The 16,333-nt window shown below is 63.7% G+C and carries 14 protein-coding genes; 8 read left to right on the top strand and 6 right to left on the bottom strand.

The features are described 5' to 3' along the window. Window positions 1-109 precede the first annotated feature (109 nt). From R2855_04455 to R2855_04475, 5 genes are all read left to right on the top strand, one after another. Window positions 110-1,297, top strand: a complete 1,188-nt coding sequence (locus tag R2855_04455; protein MEZ4530263.1) for an NAD(P)-binding domain-containing protein — start codon at window positions 110-112, stop codon at window positions 1,295-1,297. Next, a complete protein-coding gene (locus tag R2855_04460) occupies window positions 1,294-2,202 on the top strand; it encodes a DMT family transporter (protein ID MEZ4530264.1) in 909 nt (302 codons plus the stop codon). The genes R2855_04455 and R2855_04460 overlap by 4 nt, the downstream gene beginning before the upstream one ends. Window positions 2,203-2,207: 5 nt before the next feature. Then, a complete protein-coding gene (locus R2855_04465) occupies window positions 2,208-3,122 on the top strand; it encodes a DMT family transporter (protein MEZ4530265.1) in 915 nt (304 codons plus the stop codon). Window positions 3,123-3,187: 65 nt separating this feature from the next. Continuing rightward, complete coding sequence (locus tag R2855_04470) at window positions 3,188-3,475, top strand: DUF1778 domain-containing protein (protein MEZ4530266.1); 288 nt, start codon at window positions 3,188-3,190, stop codon at window positions 3,473-3,475. Further along, window positions 3,472-4,005: a GNAT family N-acetyltransferase gene (locus tag R2855_04475; GenBank protein ID MEZ4530267.1), complete on the top strand. Its 534-nt coding sequence runs from the start codon at window positions 3,472-3,474 to the stop codon at window positions 4,003-4,005. Before R2855_04470 ends, R2855_04475 begins: the two co-directional genes overlap by 4 nt. A gap of 17 nt (window positions 4,006-4,022) precedes the next feature. Here R2855_04475 and R2855_04480 read toward each other — a convergent pair whose 3' ends face one another. The 4 genes from R2855_04480 to R2855_04495 all read right to left on the bottom strand — a co-directional run bounded on the left by R2855_04480 (window position 4,023) and on the right by R2855_04495 (window position 9,993). Continuing rightward, on the bottom strand, window positions 4,023-5,471 hold the full coding sequence (locus R2855_04480) for a phospholipid carrier-dependent glycosyltransferase (protein ID MEZ4530268.1): 1,449 nt from the start codon (window positions 5,469-5,471) through the stop codon (window positions 4,023-4,025). A gap of 95 nt (window positions 5,472-5,566) precedes the next feature. Continuing rightward, the gene (gene aroA / locus R2855_04485) at window positions 5,567-6,880 is read right to left on the bottom strand and encodes a 3-phosphoshikimate 1-carboxyvinyltransferase (protein ID MEZ4530269.1); all 1,314 of its coding nucleotides are present in this window, start codon (window positions 6,878-6,880) and stop codon (window positions 5,567-5,569) included. After that, window positions 6,880-7,992 carry an aminopeptidase gene (locus tag R2855_04490; GenBank protein ID MEZ4530270.1) on the bottom strand — a complete coding sequence of 371 codons (1,113 nt, stop codon included), beginning with the start codon at window positions 7,990-7,992 and terminating at the stop codon, window positions 6,880-6,882. The genes aroA and R2855_04490 overlap by 1 nt, the downstream gene beginning before the upstream one ends. Before the next feature lie 402 nt (window positions 7,993-8,394). Next, window positions 8,395-9,993, bottom strand: a complete 1,599-nt coding sequence (locus R2855_04495; protein MEZ4530271.1) for a gamma-glutamyltransferase family protein — start codon at window positions 9,991-9,993, stop codon at window positions 8,395-8,397. Window positions 9,994-10,175: 182 nt separating this feature from the next. Here R2855_04495 and R2855_04500 point away from each other — a divergent pair, with 182 nt between their 5' ends. The 3 genes from R2855_04500 to R2855_04510 are packed head-to-tail and all read left to right on the top strand — an operon-like array spanning window position 10,176 to window position 12,659. Continuing rightward, a complete protein-coding gene (locus R2855_04500; GenBank protein ID MEZ4530272.1) occupies window positions 10,176-10,937 on the top strand; it encodes a dienelactone hydrolase family protein in 762 nt (253 codons plus the stop codon). Then, window positions 10,930-11,517 carry an HD domain-containing protein gene (locus tag R2855_04505; GenBank protein MEZ4530273.1) on the top strand — a complete coding sequence of 196 codons (588 nt, stop codon included), beginning with the start codon at window positions 10,930-10,932 and terminating at the stop codon, window positions 11,515-11,517. The genes R2855_04500 and R2855_04505 overlap by 8 nt, the downstream gene beginning before the upstream one ends. 11 nt (window positions 11,518-11,528) lie before the next feature. Continuing rightward, on the top strand, window positions 11,529-12,659 hold the full coding sequence (locus R2855_04510; protein ID MEZ4530274.1) for a pyridoxal-phosphate dependent enzyme: 1,131 nt from the start codon (window positions 11,529-11,531) through the stop codon (window positions 12,657-12,659). Between the two features lie 167 nt (window positions 12,660-12,826). Here the strand turns inward: R2855_04510 and R2855_04515 are convergent, their stop codons facing one another. Continuing rightward, window positions 12,827-13,393 (bottom strand): post-COAP-1 domain-containing protein, encoded by a 567-nt coding sequence (locus tag R2855_04515; GenBank protein MEZ4530275.1) that lies wholly within the window; start codon window positions 13,391-13,393, stop codon window positions 12,827-12,829. A gap of 107 nt (window positions 13,394-13,500) precedes the next feature. Continuing rightward, complete coding sequence (locus R2855_04520) at window positions 13,501-16,320, bottom strand: AAA family ATPase (protein ID MEZ4530276.1); 2,820 nt, start codon at window positions 16,318-16,320, stop codon at window positions 13,501-13,503. Between the last annotated feature and the right edge of the window lie 13 nt (window positions 16,321-16,333).

Consider the following 16,333-nt stretch of genomic DNA (forward strand, 5'->3'; position numbering starts at 1 on the left):
ACGGTTCGAGTGTCGAGCAGGATAATACCCAACAAGCAAAGGTTTCCCGTGATGCGAAGTTGGTGGCTGTGGTCGAAGGTTGTACGAAACGGATAAAACGATTCCCACAGTGGAGACAGAGCTGCCAATGATGGCCCACGAGTTGCCGGACAAGAGTGAGCTGCTCGTGGTGGGTGCTGGGCCGTATGGTCTTGGCATTGCCGCCTACGCCAGGACGCTTGGGCTCGACCCTTTGCTGGTGGGATCCTCGATGGCGTTCTGGCGGGAGGAGATGCCGCATGGCATGTTCTTGCGCTCGTCCTGGGACTGGCACTACGACCCAAACTGCGTTTTCACCATCGAAGCCTGGATGCGGGAGACCGGGCGAACCAAAGAATCACTCGATCCATTTCCCCTGGCGGACTATCTCGAATTTGCCGTCTGGTTCGAACAGGTGGCCGGTTTGCGGCCGGTCGATTTGGCGATTCAGCGTATCGACACGCGGCCGGACGGAACCTTCGATGCGGTCTTTGCCAATGGCTTCACAGTCAATGCGGCGAGCGTGGTGCTCGCGCTCGGGTTCGCGCATTTTGCCTATGTGCCGGACGAGCTGCGAGTAGTGCTTCCCGCCCACAATGTGCAACACACAGCGCACTACGTCGATTTCTCGGATGCGCCGGGCACGCGCTACGCGATCATCGGGGGGCGGCAGAGCGCCTATGAGTGGACGGCGTTGCTGCATGAGGCGGGAGCGGCCTCGGTCGATGTGATTCATCGGCACCGCACGCCGCGGTTCGCTCCCGCTGACTGGAGCTGGACGGCGCCGGTGGTGGAGCGGATCGCCACCCACCCGCAGTGGTTCCGGGAACTGGACGACGCGCAGAAGCGCAAGGTTGCGTTCCGGCTCTGGCTCGAAGGGCGCAGCAAACTGGAGCCCTGGCTGGCCCCGCGACTGGCGCATCCGACGATACGCAGCCGGCCTGGCCGGACGGTCGCCGGTTCGAGCGATGAGGCAGACGGGGCGATCTCGCTCACACTCGACAATGGCGACACGCTCGAGGTGGACAAGGTGGTGCTTGCCACCGGCTATCGCACCAATATCGCCAACGTGCCGATGCTCGCCGCGGGTAACCTGCTGGAGCAGATCGAAGCCGTGAATGGCGCGCCGGTGCTCGACTCGACCTTTCAGACGTCGGTCCCCGGGCTCTATGCCACCTCGATGATGGCAACGCGTGATTTCGGACCGCTCTTTGCGTTTACAGTGGCGGTCCGCGCCTCGTCGCGCGTCGTGGGTGACGCGATTCTCAGCCGCCGGTGAGCGCGACAGACGACGGGGCGTCGCCCACTGGCGGACGGCTGTCGATCGCGCGCGCCATCAACCCAACGGCCTTCGTCACGGTGTTGATCTGGAGCGCGGTCGCGCCATTCACGAAGTACGCGCTGGCCGACTTTCCCACCCTGGTCTTCATGACGCTGCGCATGGTGATTGCGGTGGTGGCGGTCTTTCTCTATCTGGCGCTCCGGCGACGCGCGGTGACGATCGACCGGGACGACGTATCGAAATTCCTCTTTGCTGGCATTGTGCTCTTCGGGTGCTCGACCCTCCTGTTCACCGAAGGGTTGGCCCGCACCACCGTTGCGCACATGATCATTCTGGCGTCCACCGGGCCATTGATCGCGGCGGTCTGGCGAGGTGTGGTGCATCGGGAGCTCCCGGATCGGCGCTCATTGCTGGCAATGGCAATCGGTTTCTGCGGTGTGCTGATCGTGGTGGGGGACGCCTCGGCGGCGGACGGCGCGTCGGTCGCAGGGGACGTGATGGGCCTGGCCTCGGCTGCGCTCTGGGTCGGGATGACGATCTATCCGCAGCCGCTCGTGCGCAAGTACGGGCCGCTGCGCTCGACCGGCTGGATCATCCTCGCGTCATTGGTGTTGATCGTGCCGTTGAGTCTTCCGTCCTGGGGTGGTGTCATCGACGACACGCCGTCCGGTTTTGCCTGGGGCGCGCTCGTCTATGCCGCCATGGGGACGTTGATCGGCAACACGCTGTGGCAAGCTGCCGTGCAGCAGATCGGTCCGGCGCGCACACTGATCTATCTCTACCTGCAACCGTTTCTGGCGTTGTTGATCGCGGCGATCATTCTTGGCGACCGCCTGACTCCATTGCAGGCGATTGGCGGGCTGCTGGCGATTGGCGGCGTCATGCTCGTGCGGAAACGATAGGCGTCATGACCGTGCACGAAGGGAACGTCGGCGAGCAGATCGACCGGAGAGCGCGGCGCATGGGCGCGGCCATCAGTTTGCCGGCCATGGGGGCGATTCTCTTCTGGAGCGGCATCTCGCCCTTTGGCAAGTACGCCATGGACGAGATGCCGGCGATGATCTACATCGCGTTGCGGCCGGTGCTGGCGGCGGTGCTGGTGTTCGGCGTCATGACCCTGTTGCGCAAACCGATGCGAATCGACCGGCGCGACTTGCCACGCTTCATCGTCGCCGGGGTGTGCCTGATCGGGTTTTCGCAACTTCTTTTCATGGGTGGTCTTTCGCTCACGTCGGTGTCGCATCTCATCATCCTGAGCTCGATGAGTCCCCTGATGGGAGCCATGTACCGCTGGATCCGCACGCGAGAGATGCCCGACTCGCGGTCGGCGCTGGCGCTCGTCATGGGATTCGTGGGCGTCATCCTGGTGGTGGGCGGCGCGGGGTCGAGTGAAGGCACGTCGTTGACCGGCGACCTGCTGGCAATCGCGGCGGGCGCTACATGGGTAGGCGCGACAGTCTACCCGCAACCGTTGGTGCGGAAGTACGGCGCGCCACGGGCGACCGGTTGGTTTCTCCTGTTGTCGTCGCTGGCGTTGCTGCCGATCGGGTTGTTCTGGTTTGGGGAGGTGCGGGCCGATCCGCCAACGATGCTCGCCTGGGCGGCGCTTGCGTACGGCGCGATCGGTATGCTGGCGGGAAACACCCTCTGGCAACGAGCCGTGCAAGAGGTTGGGCCACAGCGGACGCTGATCTATCTCTATCTGGAGCCGTTCATCGTGCTGGTGATCGCCGCGTTGGCCCTCGACGAGCGGCTGACGCTGCTGCAGGCGCTTGGCGGTCTGTTGGCGATGGCCGGGGTGATCCTGGTTCGGAAACGGTAGTTGTCCGGTGTGTCATGACAATGTCGGGCAATTCGGCTACGATTCCCCTGGAAAGGAGGCTTCCAATGGTCGCGACGCCCCGTTCGGAAAAACTGGATCTTCGCCTTACACCGGAAGACAAGCGCAAGCTGATCGCCGCAGCAGAACTCGAGCATCGCTCGGTCAGTGATTTTGTGCTCAGAAGCGCGCTCGATCGCGCGGACGATACCTTGCCCGATCGCCGCTACTTTGGACTAAACGCAGAGCAATGGGAGGCGTTCATGGAGGCGCTCGATGCTCCACCGCGCGTGATTCCCGAAGTAGTTCGTCTCTTTCAGACTCCAAGCGTCTTCGAAGTCGGTGAAACCGAGTGAGTTCGAATCGAATCGAGAAGCTCTCGCGTTACCATGAAGTCGCAGGATTTCGGTGCGGTCAGGAGCTCCTCGATCGATTCTTGACCCAGCATGCGCTGCAGAGCCAATTCGCAAACGCATCTCAAACCTACGTTGGAATCATCGATGGAGCGATTGCTGGGTACTACACGCTCGTCGTAGGCGAAACCCAATTCGATGGTGCTCCCAGGCGTCTTGCCAAGGGAATGGCACATCATCCAATTCCACTAATGATTCTGGCTCGTTTGGCTGTAGATACGAAGTTCCAGGGACGAGGAATTGGAGAAGGATTGATGAAAGATGCGATGCGCCGAACGGCGGCCGCCGCCGAGATCGCCGGAATTCGCGCGCTCGCCGTTCATGCAAAGAACTCCGAAGCGCGCCGGTACTATGAGCGCTTCGGCTTCGAATCTTCGCCAATCGAGCCACTCCATCTCTACATGTTGATGAAGGATGTTCGGCGGAGTATCCAGGAGAGTCTGGCCCCACCCCGAACGGGATCGGAAGAATAGAGACAACACACCGGCTGTCACGACCACTCGGCAGACTGCGATCCACCGCCGACTGGCTGCGGCAATGCAGCGTTCGTCGAGGTACTTTGGCGGCTATACGACCGAGCCAGACCCCAGGCCAATCCGGCCAGCCAGCCGCCAAGGACGCCGATACCGGCCGCGGTCGTAAAGACCAGCGGTTCGTAGTAACGGTTGAAATCGACCCCGAGGGCGAAAAGAATCAGCACGGACTGTGCCGCGATGGCGAGAAGGCCGAGCATCTGCGGGCTGGCGAGCCCGTTCTTCCAGGCAAGATAGACCAGCACCAGCAATCCAGGCGCCGCAAGATAGAGATCGATGCTGTGCCCACTCCAGTCGCGCCCGAACAGATCGCCCAGCCAGACGAAGATGCGTTCGGACGATGAGGTGCGGTCCTGCAGGTTCTGCCAGGTGCGCTCCAGCGCGTCGAGCGGTCCATGAATCGCGGCCTGCGGCCAGAAGCCTGCCTGGTTGTCCATTTCGTAGCGGCGGAAATCGAAAATGATCCTGGTCCTGCCAATTGGGTCGGACCAGAGGAACGGATAGACCAGCACGAAGAAGCTGCCGACCAACCCGGTTTGCACCAACAGTTTCCAGCCAAGCTGCCGCTCGGTGCCGCGTTCGCGGCGTGAAACCAGCCCCCACGCCCTGCCGAGCCGCTGGCGCGACCGGAGCCAGGGGTCGAGAAAGAGCACAACGGCATACGCGGTCCAACCGAGCGCGATGAAGAGCGGGCTGAGCTTGGTTGCCGCGCCCATGCCGAGCGCAACCGCCAGGAGCACCGAACGCCCCCAGGTCGGCTTGCGCGCGAGCCAGATGGCGGAGAGCACGGCAAAGGCAAACATGGTGGTGAACATCGCGTCCGAGACTGCCAGCGTCGAGAGATAGATGTGCAACGGGTGGATCGCCATCATGAGCCCAGCGATCGCGCCGCCGGCCCAGTTCACCATTGTTCCCACGATCAGCACCAGGAGGACGCAGGTGAGCGCTCCGAGCACCATGTTCCATTGGCGGGCGGCGATCAGATTGTCATAGCTGGGCATATTGCCGTGGGTGACGTTCCAGGTGATGGCGTTTTCGAACCCGTACTGGAAATCCCAGGGGCCGTTGGTATGCAGGTCCTTGCCTTGCAGGAGCAACCCGAGGCCAATGATGTACGAGCCCATGGGAGGCTGCGCGCGGATCAGGTAGCGATCCTGCCAGAAGCTGCTGAGGGGATGCCGAAGCTCCTCCAGGTAGGTGGCTCGGTTGATCCAGCGGGATTCGTCCGGATGAAATGGAGACGTGTGAAGTTCGGCAGAGCTTTGCCACAGCGCGAAAAAGAAGACTGCCAGGCAGAGAGCGGAAATCGCGATCCAGCGCGGCCAGGGGCGCGGCGTTTGGTCTGGTGTCCGGTGTCCGGAGTCGAGCGACTCATTCGGAGACGCTGGACTCGGGACACCCGGCACTGAACTCTTTCCTGGCGGTCGTGGCTGCATCGGGCTCGTGGCGCGAAGTGGCGTATCGGATCGTTTCACGGTCCGAAGTGTAGCCAGTCGAGCCGCTATCCGGCGGCAAGCGCGGTGAGACGCTCGAAGAAGTCGGGAAACGTCTTGGCGGTGCAGCCGGGATCGAGAATGCGAATTCCCGGCGCGCGCAAGGTCGCGATCCCGAAACTCATCGCCATGCGATGGTCGTCGTAGGTCTCTATATCGGCGGGCACGATCGGCTGGGGAACGATCGTCAAGCCGTCCGGGCGCTCCTCCACCTGCTGGCCGAGCTTGCGCAGCTCGGTGGCGAGCGCGGCCACGCGGTCGGTCTCCTTGAGCCGTGCATGCTCGACCCCGCGGAAGGTGGTGGGACCTTCTGCAAAGGGCGCGATCGCGGCGAGGGTTTGGGCGGTGTCCGAGATCGCGTTCAGGTCGAGATCGACTCCGCGCAGTTGACCGATGGGCGGCCCGATGACCTCGGTGTAGTCATCGGCGATCGTAACCGAAGCGCCCATTGCTTCCAGCACGCGCACGAAGTTCAAATCGCCTTGCGTCGAGTGTTTTCCGAGACCGTCGACCCGCACCCGGCCGCCGGTGACCGCCGCGGCGGCGAAGAAGTAGCTGGCGTTCGAGGCGTCCGGTTCGATGTGATAATTCCGTGCTTGGTAATGCTGGCCGGGTGCGACGGCAAAGCGTTTCCACCCGATCTCGTCCAGCTCGACCTCGACGCCAAAGGCGCGCATCGTGCTGGCGGTCATCGGCATATAGGGTTTGGAGACGAGATCGCCTTCGACGAGGATTTCGACTCCTGCCCGCGCATACGGCGCGGCGATCAGAAGCGCCGAAAAGTACTGGCTACTCTTGTCGCCGGGGACGGTTACGGCGCCGCCAGGCAGGCCGCTTGCAGCAACAAGAACTGGAGGACAGCCGCTGTCGGCTTCGCTGCGCACGTTGCTGCCGAGATCGTTGAGCGCCGTGATGAGTGGCTGGATCGGGCGCTGGCGCATGCGCGGGATCCCGTCGATGCGGAATTCGCCATGCCCGAGGGTAAGCACCGCGGTCAGAAAGCGGACCGAGGTGCCGGAATTGCCGATGAAAAGATCGGCACTGGCGGCGGGGAAGGTTCCGTTGCCGCCAGTGACTGTGAACGAATTGGCCGCCTCGTCCGATTCCACACGGATGCCGAGCCGGTTCAGCGATTCCGCCATGTAGCGGGTGTCATCGCTGAAGAGCGCCCCGGTGAGCAGACTGGTTCCGCGCGCCAGAGCGGCAATCGGGAGCACCCGATTGGTGATGCTCTTGCTGCCAGGCACGGTGACCGTTCCGTCGACCGGCCGGTCGATCGGAGTGAACGTGAAGGCGTCGTGCGGAACGGTCTCGACCGGCATTACTTCTCCCAGAGCAGGTACTTGCCGTCGACCAGGAAGGGCTCGCCATCGACTTCCACCCGGCCACCTTTGCGAAGATCGCAGATCATGTCCCAGTGGACCGCAGACTCATTGCTGTTTCCAGTCTCCGGGTAACCCGCGCCGACTGCCATATGCACCGTGCCGCCGATCTTTTCGTCGAAGAGGATCTGGCCGGTGAACTGCTGGATGCCGAAATGGGTGCCAAAGGCGAATTCGCCGAGATAGCGCGCGCCTTCGTCGATGTCGAGTTGGTGGATGAGGAATTCCTCGTTCTTGGTGGCGGTGGCGTCGACCACTTTGCCGCCCTTGAATTCGAGGCGAATTCCCTCGACCGCGCGTCCCTGATGCATGGCCGGCATGCTGAAGGTGACGTAGCCCTCGGTGCCCTGCTCGACCGGACCGGTGAAGACTTCGCCGTCAGGGAAATTCTTGGTGCCGTCGGCGTTGATCCACTTGCGGCCGGTCACATCGACCGTCAGATCGGTGCCGGGACCAGTGAGGCGAACCTCTTTCTTGCCCGTCAGCCAGTCGACCAGGATCTGCTGCTTCCTGGCTTGCGCGTTCCAGGCGGCGACGGGATCGTCCTGATCGAGCATGCATGCCGCGAAGACGAAGTTGGCAAAGTCCTCGGTGGACATCTCCGCGTCCTGGGCGAACGCATTGGTCGGATATTGGGTCAGCGTCCAGACGAGTGATCCGTCGGCATCGCGTTGCATATAGGTCTTGAAGAGCTCGCGGCGAGCGCCCTGGAAGACCGCCTGGCGGGCAGGATCGACAGCGCTCAGCGAGCGGGTATTGCTGTCGGCAAGCACGACGATGGTGACGTCGGCCACTTCGCGAGTGAACCGCTCGATCGGGCTGATCCAGGTGAGTTGTTCGTCCGAGCCGTTGTTCAGGAGCGATGCCTGCACGCCGGTGAAGAGCGGAACCATAACGGGGTGTCCACCGACTTCGACGACGTCGGCATAGATTGCGCGCAGCAGTGGCTCGGCTTCGACACCTCCGGTGATCAGTACTGAATCGCCTTTTTTGACCGGCGCGGAAAAGCGCACCAGCGCCTGGGCCCATTTCTTCATCATTGGATTGGTCATCGTATCGCCTTACCTTTCAGATTAGTTGAACAAACGCAGCGCCGGTTATAGCACAACCTCCCAGTCGTTCCGACCGAAGTGGAGGAACCGCTCGCTGCGCCGCGTGCCGGTTGTGTATCTGAACGGGTTGGTGCAGGGAACAAGAGGTTCCTCCACTCCGCCTGCGGGCTCTGGTCGGAACGACGAGAGGCCGTCGTTCCGACCGAAGTGGAGGAACCTCTCGTTACGCCGCGTGCCGGTTGCCAGTATGAACAAGGTGGCGTCGGGAACAAGAGGTTCCTCCACTCCGCCTGCGGGCTCCGGTCGGAACGACGGGCGTGCCTGCGGGTTCTGGTTGGAACGACGGGCGTGCCTGCGGGTTCCGGTCGGAACGATGGACTTCTTCGACTGAAACGACGAGCGCTAGATACCCGCGGCGATACCTTCGCTGCGTGGGTCGCAACCGCCGACGAGAACTCCGGTGTCGGGATCGCGGGCGATGATCATTTCGCTGCCGCTCTGCCCCCAGGGACCGCAGGTGACCACGTCGTGCCCACGGGCGCGCAGGCCGTCGATAGTGTCCTGGCCGATCTGGTCCTCCACGACCAGGCGGAAGGGATGCCCAACATCGACCGGATAGGTCGCCGGCCAGATCGACCAGCGCGGGACTTCCACCGCGGCTTGCACGTCCTGACCTTCATCCAACATGGCGGTAATGCACTGCAGGTTCCACTGCGTCTGGCTGTCGCCGCCGGGGGTGCCCCCGACAACGAGCGGCGTGCCGTCTGCATCGGCAATCAGATAGCAGTTGAGGGTGTGCATCGTTTTCTTGCCCGGAGCGTACAGGTTTGGGTGCGCCGGATCGAGCGAAAAGCAGTGCCCGGCGCGGTTGTTCAGCAGCACACCGGTATCGCCGGCGACGACGCCGCTGCCCCAGATGCCGGAAACCGAGATGATGAGCGAGATCATGAGTCCGTCGCCGTCGATGGCGCAGAGATAAGTGGTGTCACCAGGGTAGAGGTAGGTCGATTTCGTTTCGAACAGTGCCTGGTCCGGATCGATCGTCGCGCGGCGTTCGGCAGCCCATTCGGCTGAGAGGAGCTTGTCCATCGGGACATCGACGAAGTTCGGGTCGGCGGCGTAGAGATGGCGGTCGTGGAACGCGCGTTTGAGCGATTCGACCATGAGATGCACCCCGAGCGCCGAATCGGTGCCAATAGCACCCATGTCGAAGCCGTCGAGGATGTTCTGCGCCTCGAGCTGGACGAAGCCCTGAGTGGGGAGCCCGGTTTGGTAGACGGTCTTGCCACGATAGGTGCTTTGCAGCGGGGCGCCCACCCAGGCGGCATGGTCGTCGAAATCTTCGGCGGTCAAAGCGCCTCCATTGGCGCCGAGCCAGTCGGTCATCCGCTTGGCAAGTGAACCCTGGTAGAACGCCGTCGACGATTCGCGCGCGATCTGGTCGATGGTGGCGGCGAGATCAGGTTGTCTCAACATTTCGCCGGGGCCGAGCGCCTTGCCACCGGGAAGGAAGACGGCGGCCGAGGCCGGGTACCGTTCCAGGAACGCACGCTCGCCCTTGATCATGGCCGAGAGTTTTTGCGTAATCGGGAAGCCGTCTGCGGCGTGCCCGATGGCGGCCTTGCTCAATTCGGTCAGCGGCTTGCTGCCAAATTGTTGCAACAGGGCATCGATACCTGCCGGGAAACCGGGCACCGAGGGCGAAAGCGGCCCGGTCTGCGCGAGCACGCGGCCGTTCAGTTCGCCCCGTTCCTGCATGAACTCGAGCGATGCGCCGCGTGGGCTGATACCCGAGCTGATGACACTGACGAGTTCTGCGTACCCGCCCCCTTGGGCCGGTTTGGAGACGATGGCGAAGAGATCGCCTCCGACACCGCACGAGGCCGGCATGGTCACCGCGTCGACCAATGCCGCCGCAATTGCCGCATCGACCGCATTCCCGCCATTCGCCAGGACTTCGAGCCCCGCGGCGGTGGCAAGGGGTTGCGCCGTAGCGACCATGCCCTTCCGGGCATAGACCGGGGATCCGCGACGCCGGCGGGCCATTGGTTTGGGCAGGTCAGTGGAGGTCGGGAACCCGAGCATGTTGTCCCTTTCGGCGAGTGACGAGCGCGGACAGGCGCACGATAGGGGGCTATTATCGAGGAAACGACCAGCCACGTTCGGTGAAAGGAAGCCAGACGATGTGCCACGAATCGATTACCTGGCCGATCAGCGGCGGAGCTCCAACCGCAGCGCAACGAGAAGACATTGCCCGCGAAGACACGACGCTGCCGGTCTACGTCGCAACACCAGCGGATGGCGGCAAGAGAGCGGCGCTCGTGCTCGTTCATGACATCTACGGTCCGCGGGAGTTCTATCGCGATATGGCCGGACGGCTGGCGGACGAGGGGTATCTGACGGCGTTGCCAGATCTTTTCGTTCGTCAGGGTGAACTGAACGACGATGCGCCGGCCACACGGTTTGCCCGCATGCGCGCCCTCGACAAGGATCTGGCATTGGAAGACGTCCTGGCGACGGTCCGCTTTCTGCGTGACCGCCATGGAGGCAATGGCCCGGTCGGGTTGATCGGTTTCTGCATGGGAGGCACGTTGGCGATGCTTTCGGCCGGCGCGGTTGGCGGTCCGGATGCGGCGATCTCTTTCTACGGGTTCCCTGCCAGGCGAGACGGGTGGCCCATGGCGCCGATGGATCAGGCGGATGCGGTTTGGGCCCCCCTGCTCCTGATCGTGGGCGATCAGGACGAAGCGGTTGGCATGGACAACATGGCGGCCTACGAAGCCAGGCTCGAAGCGGCCAACAAGGACTACGAATCGATCACCTACAGCGGGGTCGGGCATGGATTCATGACCTTCGACGAGCAAGCCGAAACGTTCCCGCAGGCGTCCGACGCCTGGACGGCCACGCTGCAATTCCTCGATGAGCAGTTGGGTGGCAATGGCTAGATATCCGCTTTCGCCGGAGATGATCGAGGCGCTGGGCCAACTGAAAGAGCTGCCACGATCCGGCTGGCTCGACCGGGATATTCCGGCTGCGGAGGTCGAATCGGTCGCGGATCACTCGTTTGGGGTGGCGTTGCTGGCGTGGCTGCTCGCGCCGGACGATCTCGACCGGGCACGGGTGGTGGAACTGGCGTTGTTGCACGATCTGGCGGAATCGGCGGCCGGCGACGCGACTCCCTATGACCGCGGCTTCCTGGGCAGTCTCGACCCTGAAATGCGCCGCGACTGGTTGAACCAGCGGCATATTCGGGGTGATGCACAGCAGGCAGCCAAGCATGCCCGGGAAACCGCCGCCATCGAAACACTGGCCGCTACGCTGTCACTCGACCGCCGAGACCAGCTGCTGGCGGACTGGGCGGAGCTGAGCGCCCGTTCCACGCCGGAAGCGCGCTTCGTCAAAGAGATGGACGTGCTAGAGACCTATCTGCAATCGCGCCGCTACCTGGAGCGGTATCCTGACGCGCCGATGGAATCGTTTGCCCTCGAGGCGCGCGAACTGCTGGGTGACGACACCACCCTCTGAAGGAACCACGAGTGACCTGGACATGCGACGCGGTGCTCATCGACCGCGCGGGACGGAACTATCCGCTGGACGATGCCCGTTGGCGTGGAGATGACGGCTCGCCGCTGCACGTGAGCCCGCTGCCGGGTCTCGATCCGAGCCAGATCGAGCGCGAAGACCGTTCCATCTGGCGCTATCGGGCGGCGATTCCGGTCGATCCAGCACACCGCGTCTCGATGGGCGAAGGGTGCACTCCGCTGGTCGAGAAGCACTGGAGCGGCGTTCCGGTTCGTTTCAAATTGGAGTGGTTCAACCCAACTGGCAGTTTCAAGGATCGGGGCGTGTCGGTGATGCTCTCGCACCTTGCCGGGCAGGGCGCGGCCCGTGTGCTGGAGGACAGTTCTGGCAATGGTGGCGCGGCGGTCGCTGCCTATGCCGCCGCGGCCGGGATCGCTGCCAAGATCATCGTGCCAGCGGCAACCTCGCCAGCGAAGATCCTGCAATCGCGCGCCTACGGGGCTGACATCGAACTGGTGGGAGGCACGCGCGATCAGGTCTCGGACGAGGCGATCCGGCAGTCGGCCGAGATTCCCTATGCCAGTCACAACTGGCATCCGATGTTCTTGCAAGGCATCAAGTCGATCGCGTACGAGCTTTGGGAGGATCTCGCATTCGCCGCGCCGGACAATGTCGTGCTGGTCGCCGGAGCGGGAAGCCTGGTGCTGGGATGCGACATGGGGTTCCAGGAACTGATGACGGCTGGCCAGATCGACCGGTTGCCGCGTTTGCTGGTTGGGCAGCCGGAAGCATGGGCGACGATTGCCGACACGTGTCATGGAATTCCGGTCGACGCATGCCGCGCGCGTATCCCGACGATCGCCGAAGGCGCCTCGATTGCGCGTCCAGTTCGCTTGCCGGAAGCGGTGGCGGCGATCCGCCGGTCGAACGGCGCCGCTATTGGTGTCTCAGACGATGAGATTCGCGTTGCGACGCGGCAGCTTGCCGCGCTTGGGCTCTATGCGGAGCCGACCAGCGCGGTCGCCGCGGCGGCGCTGACCCGCTACCTCGCCGACGGTACGATCCGCGCGGGTGAATCGACCGCGGTGGTGCTCACTGGTTCGGGACTGAAATCGGCGGAGAAGATGGCCAGTGTCTTCGCCTGAGCTTCTGCCGGGTTGTACTGGCGGCAAGACCTCAGGTCGATGCGTTTGGTGTTTTCGCACCTGGTCCAGAGTCAAGGGTCCAGGGTCCAGAGTCCAGAGTCAAGGGTCCAGAGCCCAGAGAGAGGATGTCTCGCCTGACTCTGGGCCCCGGACTCAGGACTTCACGATCAGCCTGCCGGTGTCGCGCTGGCGTCGGCGTCGTCCTCGAAGACAAAATCGATCAACTGCAGATTGCCCGATTGCACGGTCGACTGGACGAGATAGAACGGATCGGTGACTTCGGCTTCGCCGTCGTTGCCAACTGCAAGCTGGAACGAGTCGGAGCCGGTGCCAATAGGACCGCCATCGACGAGCGTGACATCGAAGGGGTGGACACCTTTGTTGTTGACCGAGCAGGTGCCGGTCATCTGGCGGGTGGTCGCTTCCGCGCCTTCCAGCGGACCGTAGGCGGTGATCGAGATGCTTTCGATCGTCATGGAGGCGGTGACATCGAGATAGCTGAGCGATCCGAAGAAGATCGGTGTGTCGCTTCCCTCGACGGAGAATTGCGAACCGAACACCGAGAACTCTCCCGGCCCTTCGCTGTCCGTCGTGACCGAGCCTCCTCCGGCGATTCCGCCGCCAGACTGAATCACGCGCGCGGCCACGCCGTTACGCGGCATCAATCCAACGGCCGCCAAGGCAGCAGCCCCGGAGAGAACCAGCGTTCGGCGATTGGTCGAAATCGTAGACATCGAGCTTCCTTTCAATTACGCAGCACACGATTAGTCGCCAGGAACAATCCCACTTCCCACTGCCTACGCTATCACGGGGATGTGACGGTGTATATCGGTAAGATGCACTACTTCGACACGATGCCTTGTCCGACGGCCCAAACCGAAAGCTCGGTCCGGTTGGCCGATCCGGTCTTGGCGAACATGTTGCGCATGTGAGCATTGACCGTGCGCGGCGAGATGAACAGCAGGTCGCTGATCTCTTTGTCTGAGTGACCCTGCACCGCCAGTTTGAGCACTTCCATCTCGCGCTCGGTGATACCGGCGGGGTAGGTCGCCGGCCCCAATCTCTGCTGAATCGCTGCTTGCAAGCTCGCGGCGCGCTCCTGCCAGTAGGGCATTGCCAGCCGTTCGAACTCCGCATGCGCGGCGCTAACAAGCGCAAGCGCGCGCTCGAGGTCGTGCCGGTCGCGCTCGGACAGCCAGGCGCCCTGATCGTAGCTGGCGATGGCGGCAAGCGGGACTTGCCCCGAGGCTTCCAACTGCGCGCGGGCGAGCGCAAACGCGGCCTCGGCTTCTTCGGATCGATCGAGGAGCGCGTTCATGCGCGCCTGGCTCAGCGCCAGGGAGGTCTGCGGGTAGTCCTGAATGCCATTCTCGACCATGCGGCTCAAGAGCCGCCGGTAGCGCGGGGCCGATTCACGGTCTCTCAGGTTCCAGATCGCCAACGCTGCAAACGCGACCGATCCGTTGTGGTTGGGCGCGTCGAGCGGCATCCGCTCCAGCAACGGTGTCAGCGCGGTCATCGTTGCCCGGGCGCGATCGGGTAGTCCGGCTTCCGTAGCTGCAAATGCTCCCACCGCGGCGAAAAAGGGGCCAAGCAGCGACGCTGCTTCACCCGGTCCGAGCGCGGGATCGTCGGCGAATGCGATCCAGAACGCGCTCAGCCGATCGAAATCGCCTCCGAGATAGCAGGCGCGCGCGGTCGCCATCTCCATCGAGAAGAGCTCCGGACGTCGTCCAGGCCCCAGACGTGTGAGGAGGTCGTTGGCTCTCCGCTCGGTCGCACGGGACCGGCGCAGCTCGCCGAGCGCGATCTCGATGAGGGCGCGCTGATTGAGCGCTTGCGCTTGCCAGGCGACGGCTCCGTGCCGCTCAGCCAAGGCTTCGATCTCGTTCCAGACGCGTAACGCATCCCGAAACGCTCCATGACGATATTGCAGGTCGTTGCCGACCACGGTGAGCGCGTGCATGCGGGCATAGGGATTGCGGAATCCGCGCCCAAGGGAAAGAAGCGCGTCGGTCTCGGAACGTGTGCGGCTGTCGAACGATTCGAAAGAGCGGGCCTTGTCTTCTTCGGAACCCTTGGCGCGCGCAATGGCGATGGCTTCCGGGTCGTATCCCGTCCAGCTTCCCGCACGAATACCACTGCGGGAGATCGGTTCGACTGGCTCGAGCACGAACGAGAGGCGCGCCCAGCCGAGACCGCGCTGGGTTCGCACGCGTTCGAGGCCAAGTTGCACCAGCGGGGTCCATTGGTCCGGGGTTGCCCCGGCGCGGTGCTTGAGCGCGACGGCGATCGAGGCCGAGAAGTCGGCGATTTCGTCAGGGTCGACATTTGCGCGTTCCATGGCCGCAATCGCCTGCCAGGCCGTTGCGAGCGCGGGTTCGATCTGCAGCGATTCGGCTTGCGCGAGCGCCAATCCGCGGAGAAGCTCGTCCCGGCGGATGTCGTCGAGGTCGCTGAGATCGAGCGCGAATTGCAGGAACGTGGCCGCTTGCCCGTGCGAGCCGGCATCGCGCGCGTCGTCGGCCGCTTCGAGCGCGAACGGCACACCGGCAGCCGCGCCGGGAAGCGATCTGGAGCGGTGGTAGAGCGAAGCGATCTCGCCTGGCTGGTTGCCGCGCGGGTCTTCGGCGAGGAATTCGGCGATGCGCCGCCGCTCGCGCACCAGGCGCGCTGGTTGCCAATTGGCCAGTACCGCTTGCCGCACGATGGCATGGGCGAACACGATCTCGTCGAGCCCTCGCCCCGGCTGCAGGAAGCCCTGCACGGTGGCCTCGTCGCACGCTTCGATGATCTCGTCGTCCGGAAGATCGATCAGAGCGGCCAGCGTTGCGACATCGAATCCATCCTCAAAGATCGCGCCGGTGGCCAGCACGCGTTGGGTTGGTTCGGTCAGAGCATCGATTCGCTGGCCGATTGCCTGCCGCAGTGCAAGCGGGACACCGGAGTCGTCTGATCCTGGGTGCTGCGCCGATGGCGGTTCGCTGGCCAGCATTTCCCCGGCGGCGAGCGCGAACAGCGGATTGCCATTGGTTTCGGCCAACACACGGTCGATTTGACCGGACGTTGCGTCCGGAAGGAGCCGTTCGAGCTGATCACGGTCGAGACCGCCCAAGGTAATGTCGAGCACGTCTGCTTCGCGGCGCAACTGGCCGAGCATCTTGCCAAGGGGCAGGTGAGGCGCAGCCGCACCGGATCGATAGGTGCCGGTGATGAGCAGGCCACTGTGTGTGGCGCCGAACGCGACATGCCGCAGGAGATCCAGACTGGCTGGTTGGGCCCAGTGGAGGTCTTCGAGCACCAGCAGCGCGGGCGCTCGGCGGATCGCGGCGAGAAGATGCCGCAGCACGCGGTCGTGGACGTGTGCCTGACGGTCGTCCGGAGACAAGTCGTCGGGTGACTGGAAGAGCGCCGCGCTTCCGCCGTCGAACCCATCCAGGGCCTCGATCCAGGGGGCATAGGGTCCGGCCCATGCGGCTTCCGGGGTGCGTCCCCACAGCACGGCAATGCCGCGGGATTCGGCCGCGGAACGCAGCTCGCCAGCCAGGGTGGTCTTGCCGATCCCGGCTTCTCCTCCGATGAGCGCAACGGAGCCACGACCGGACTGGGTGCGTTCGAGCGCGCGAATGAGCGCGTCGAGTTCGTCAATGCGTCCGATCATGAGCGGCACCAAT

It is taken from the genome of Thermomicrobiales bacterium (assembly GCA_041390825.1).
Classification (GTDB): Bacteria; Chloroflexota; Chloroflexia; order Thermomicrobiales; family UBA6265; genus JAMLHN01.

What these genes read in the sequence shown, in the direction of transcription:
- R2855_04495 (MEZ4530271.1), bottom strand. Translation starts at nt 9,993, where the DNA reads ATGGTCGCTACGGCGCAACCCCTTGCCACCGCCGCGGGGCTCGAAGTC.
- R2855_04520 (MEZ4530276.1), bottom strand. Translation starts at nt 16,320, where the DNA reads ATGATCGGACGCATTGACGAACTCGACGCGCTCATTCGCGCGCTCGAA.
- R2855_04465 (MEZ4530265.1), top strand. Translation starts at nt 2,208, where the DNA reads ATGACCGTGCACGAAGGGAACGTCGGCGAGCAGATCGACCGGAGAGCG.
- aroA (MEZ4530269.1), bottom strand. Translation starts at nt 6,880, where the DNA reads ATGCCGGTCGAGACCGTTCCGCACGACGCCTTCACGTTCACTCCGATC.
- R2855_04505 (MEZ4530273.1), top strand. Translation starts at nt 10,930, where the DNA reads ATGGCTAGATATCCGCTTTCGCCGGAGATGATCGAGGCGCTGGGCCAA.
- R2855_04500 (MEZ4530272.1), top strand. Translation starts at nt 10,176, where the DNA reads ATGTGCCACGAATCGATTACCTGGCCGATCAGCGGCGGAGCTCCAACC.
- R2855_04490 (MEZ4530270.1), bottom strand. Translation starts at nt 7,992, where the DNA reads ATGACCAATCCAATGATGAAGAAATGGGCCCAGGCGCTGGTGCGCTTT.
- R2855_04515 (MEZ4530275.1), bottom strand. Translation starts at nt 13,393, where the DNA reads ATGTCTACGATTTCGACCAATCGCCGAACGCTGGTTCTCTCCGGGGCT.
- R2855_04470 (MEZ4530266.1), top strand. Translation starts at nt 3,188, where the DNA reads ATGGTCGCGACGCCCCGTTCGGAAAAACTGGATCTTCGCCTTACACCG.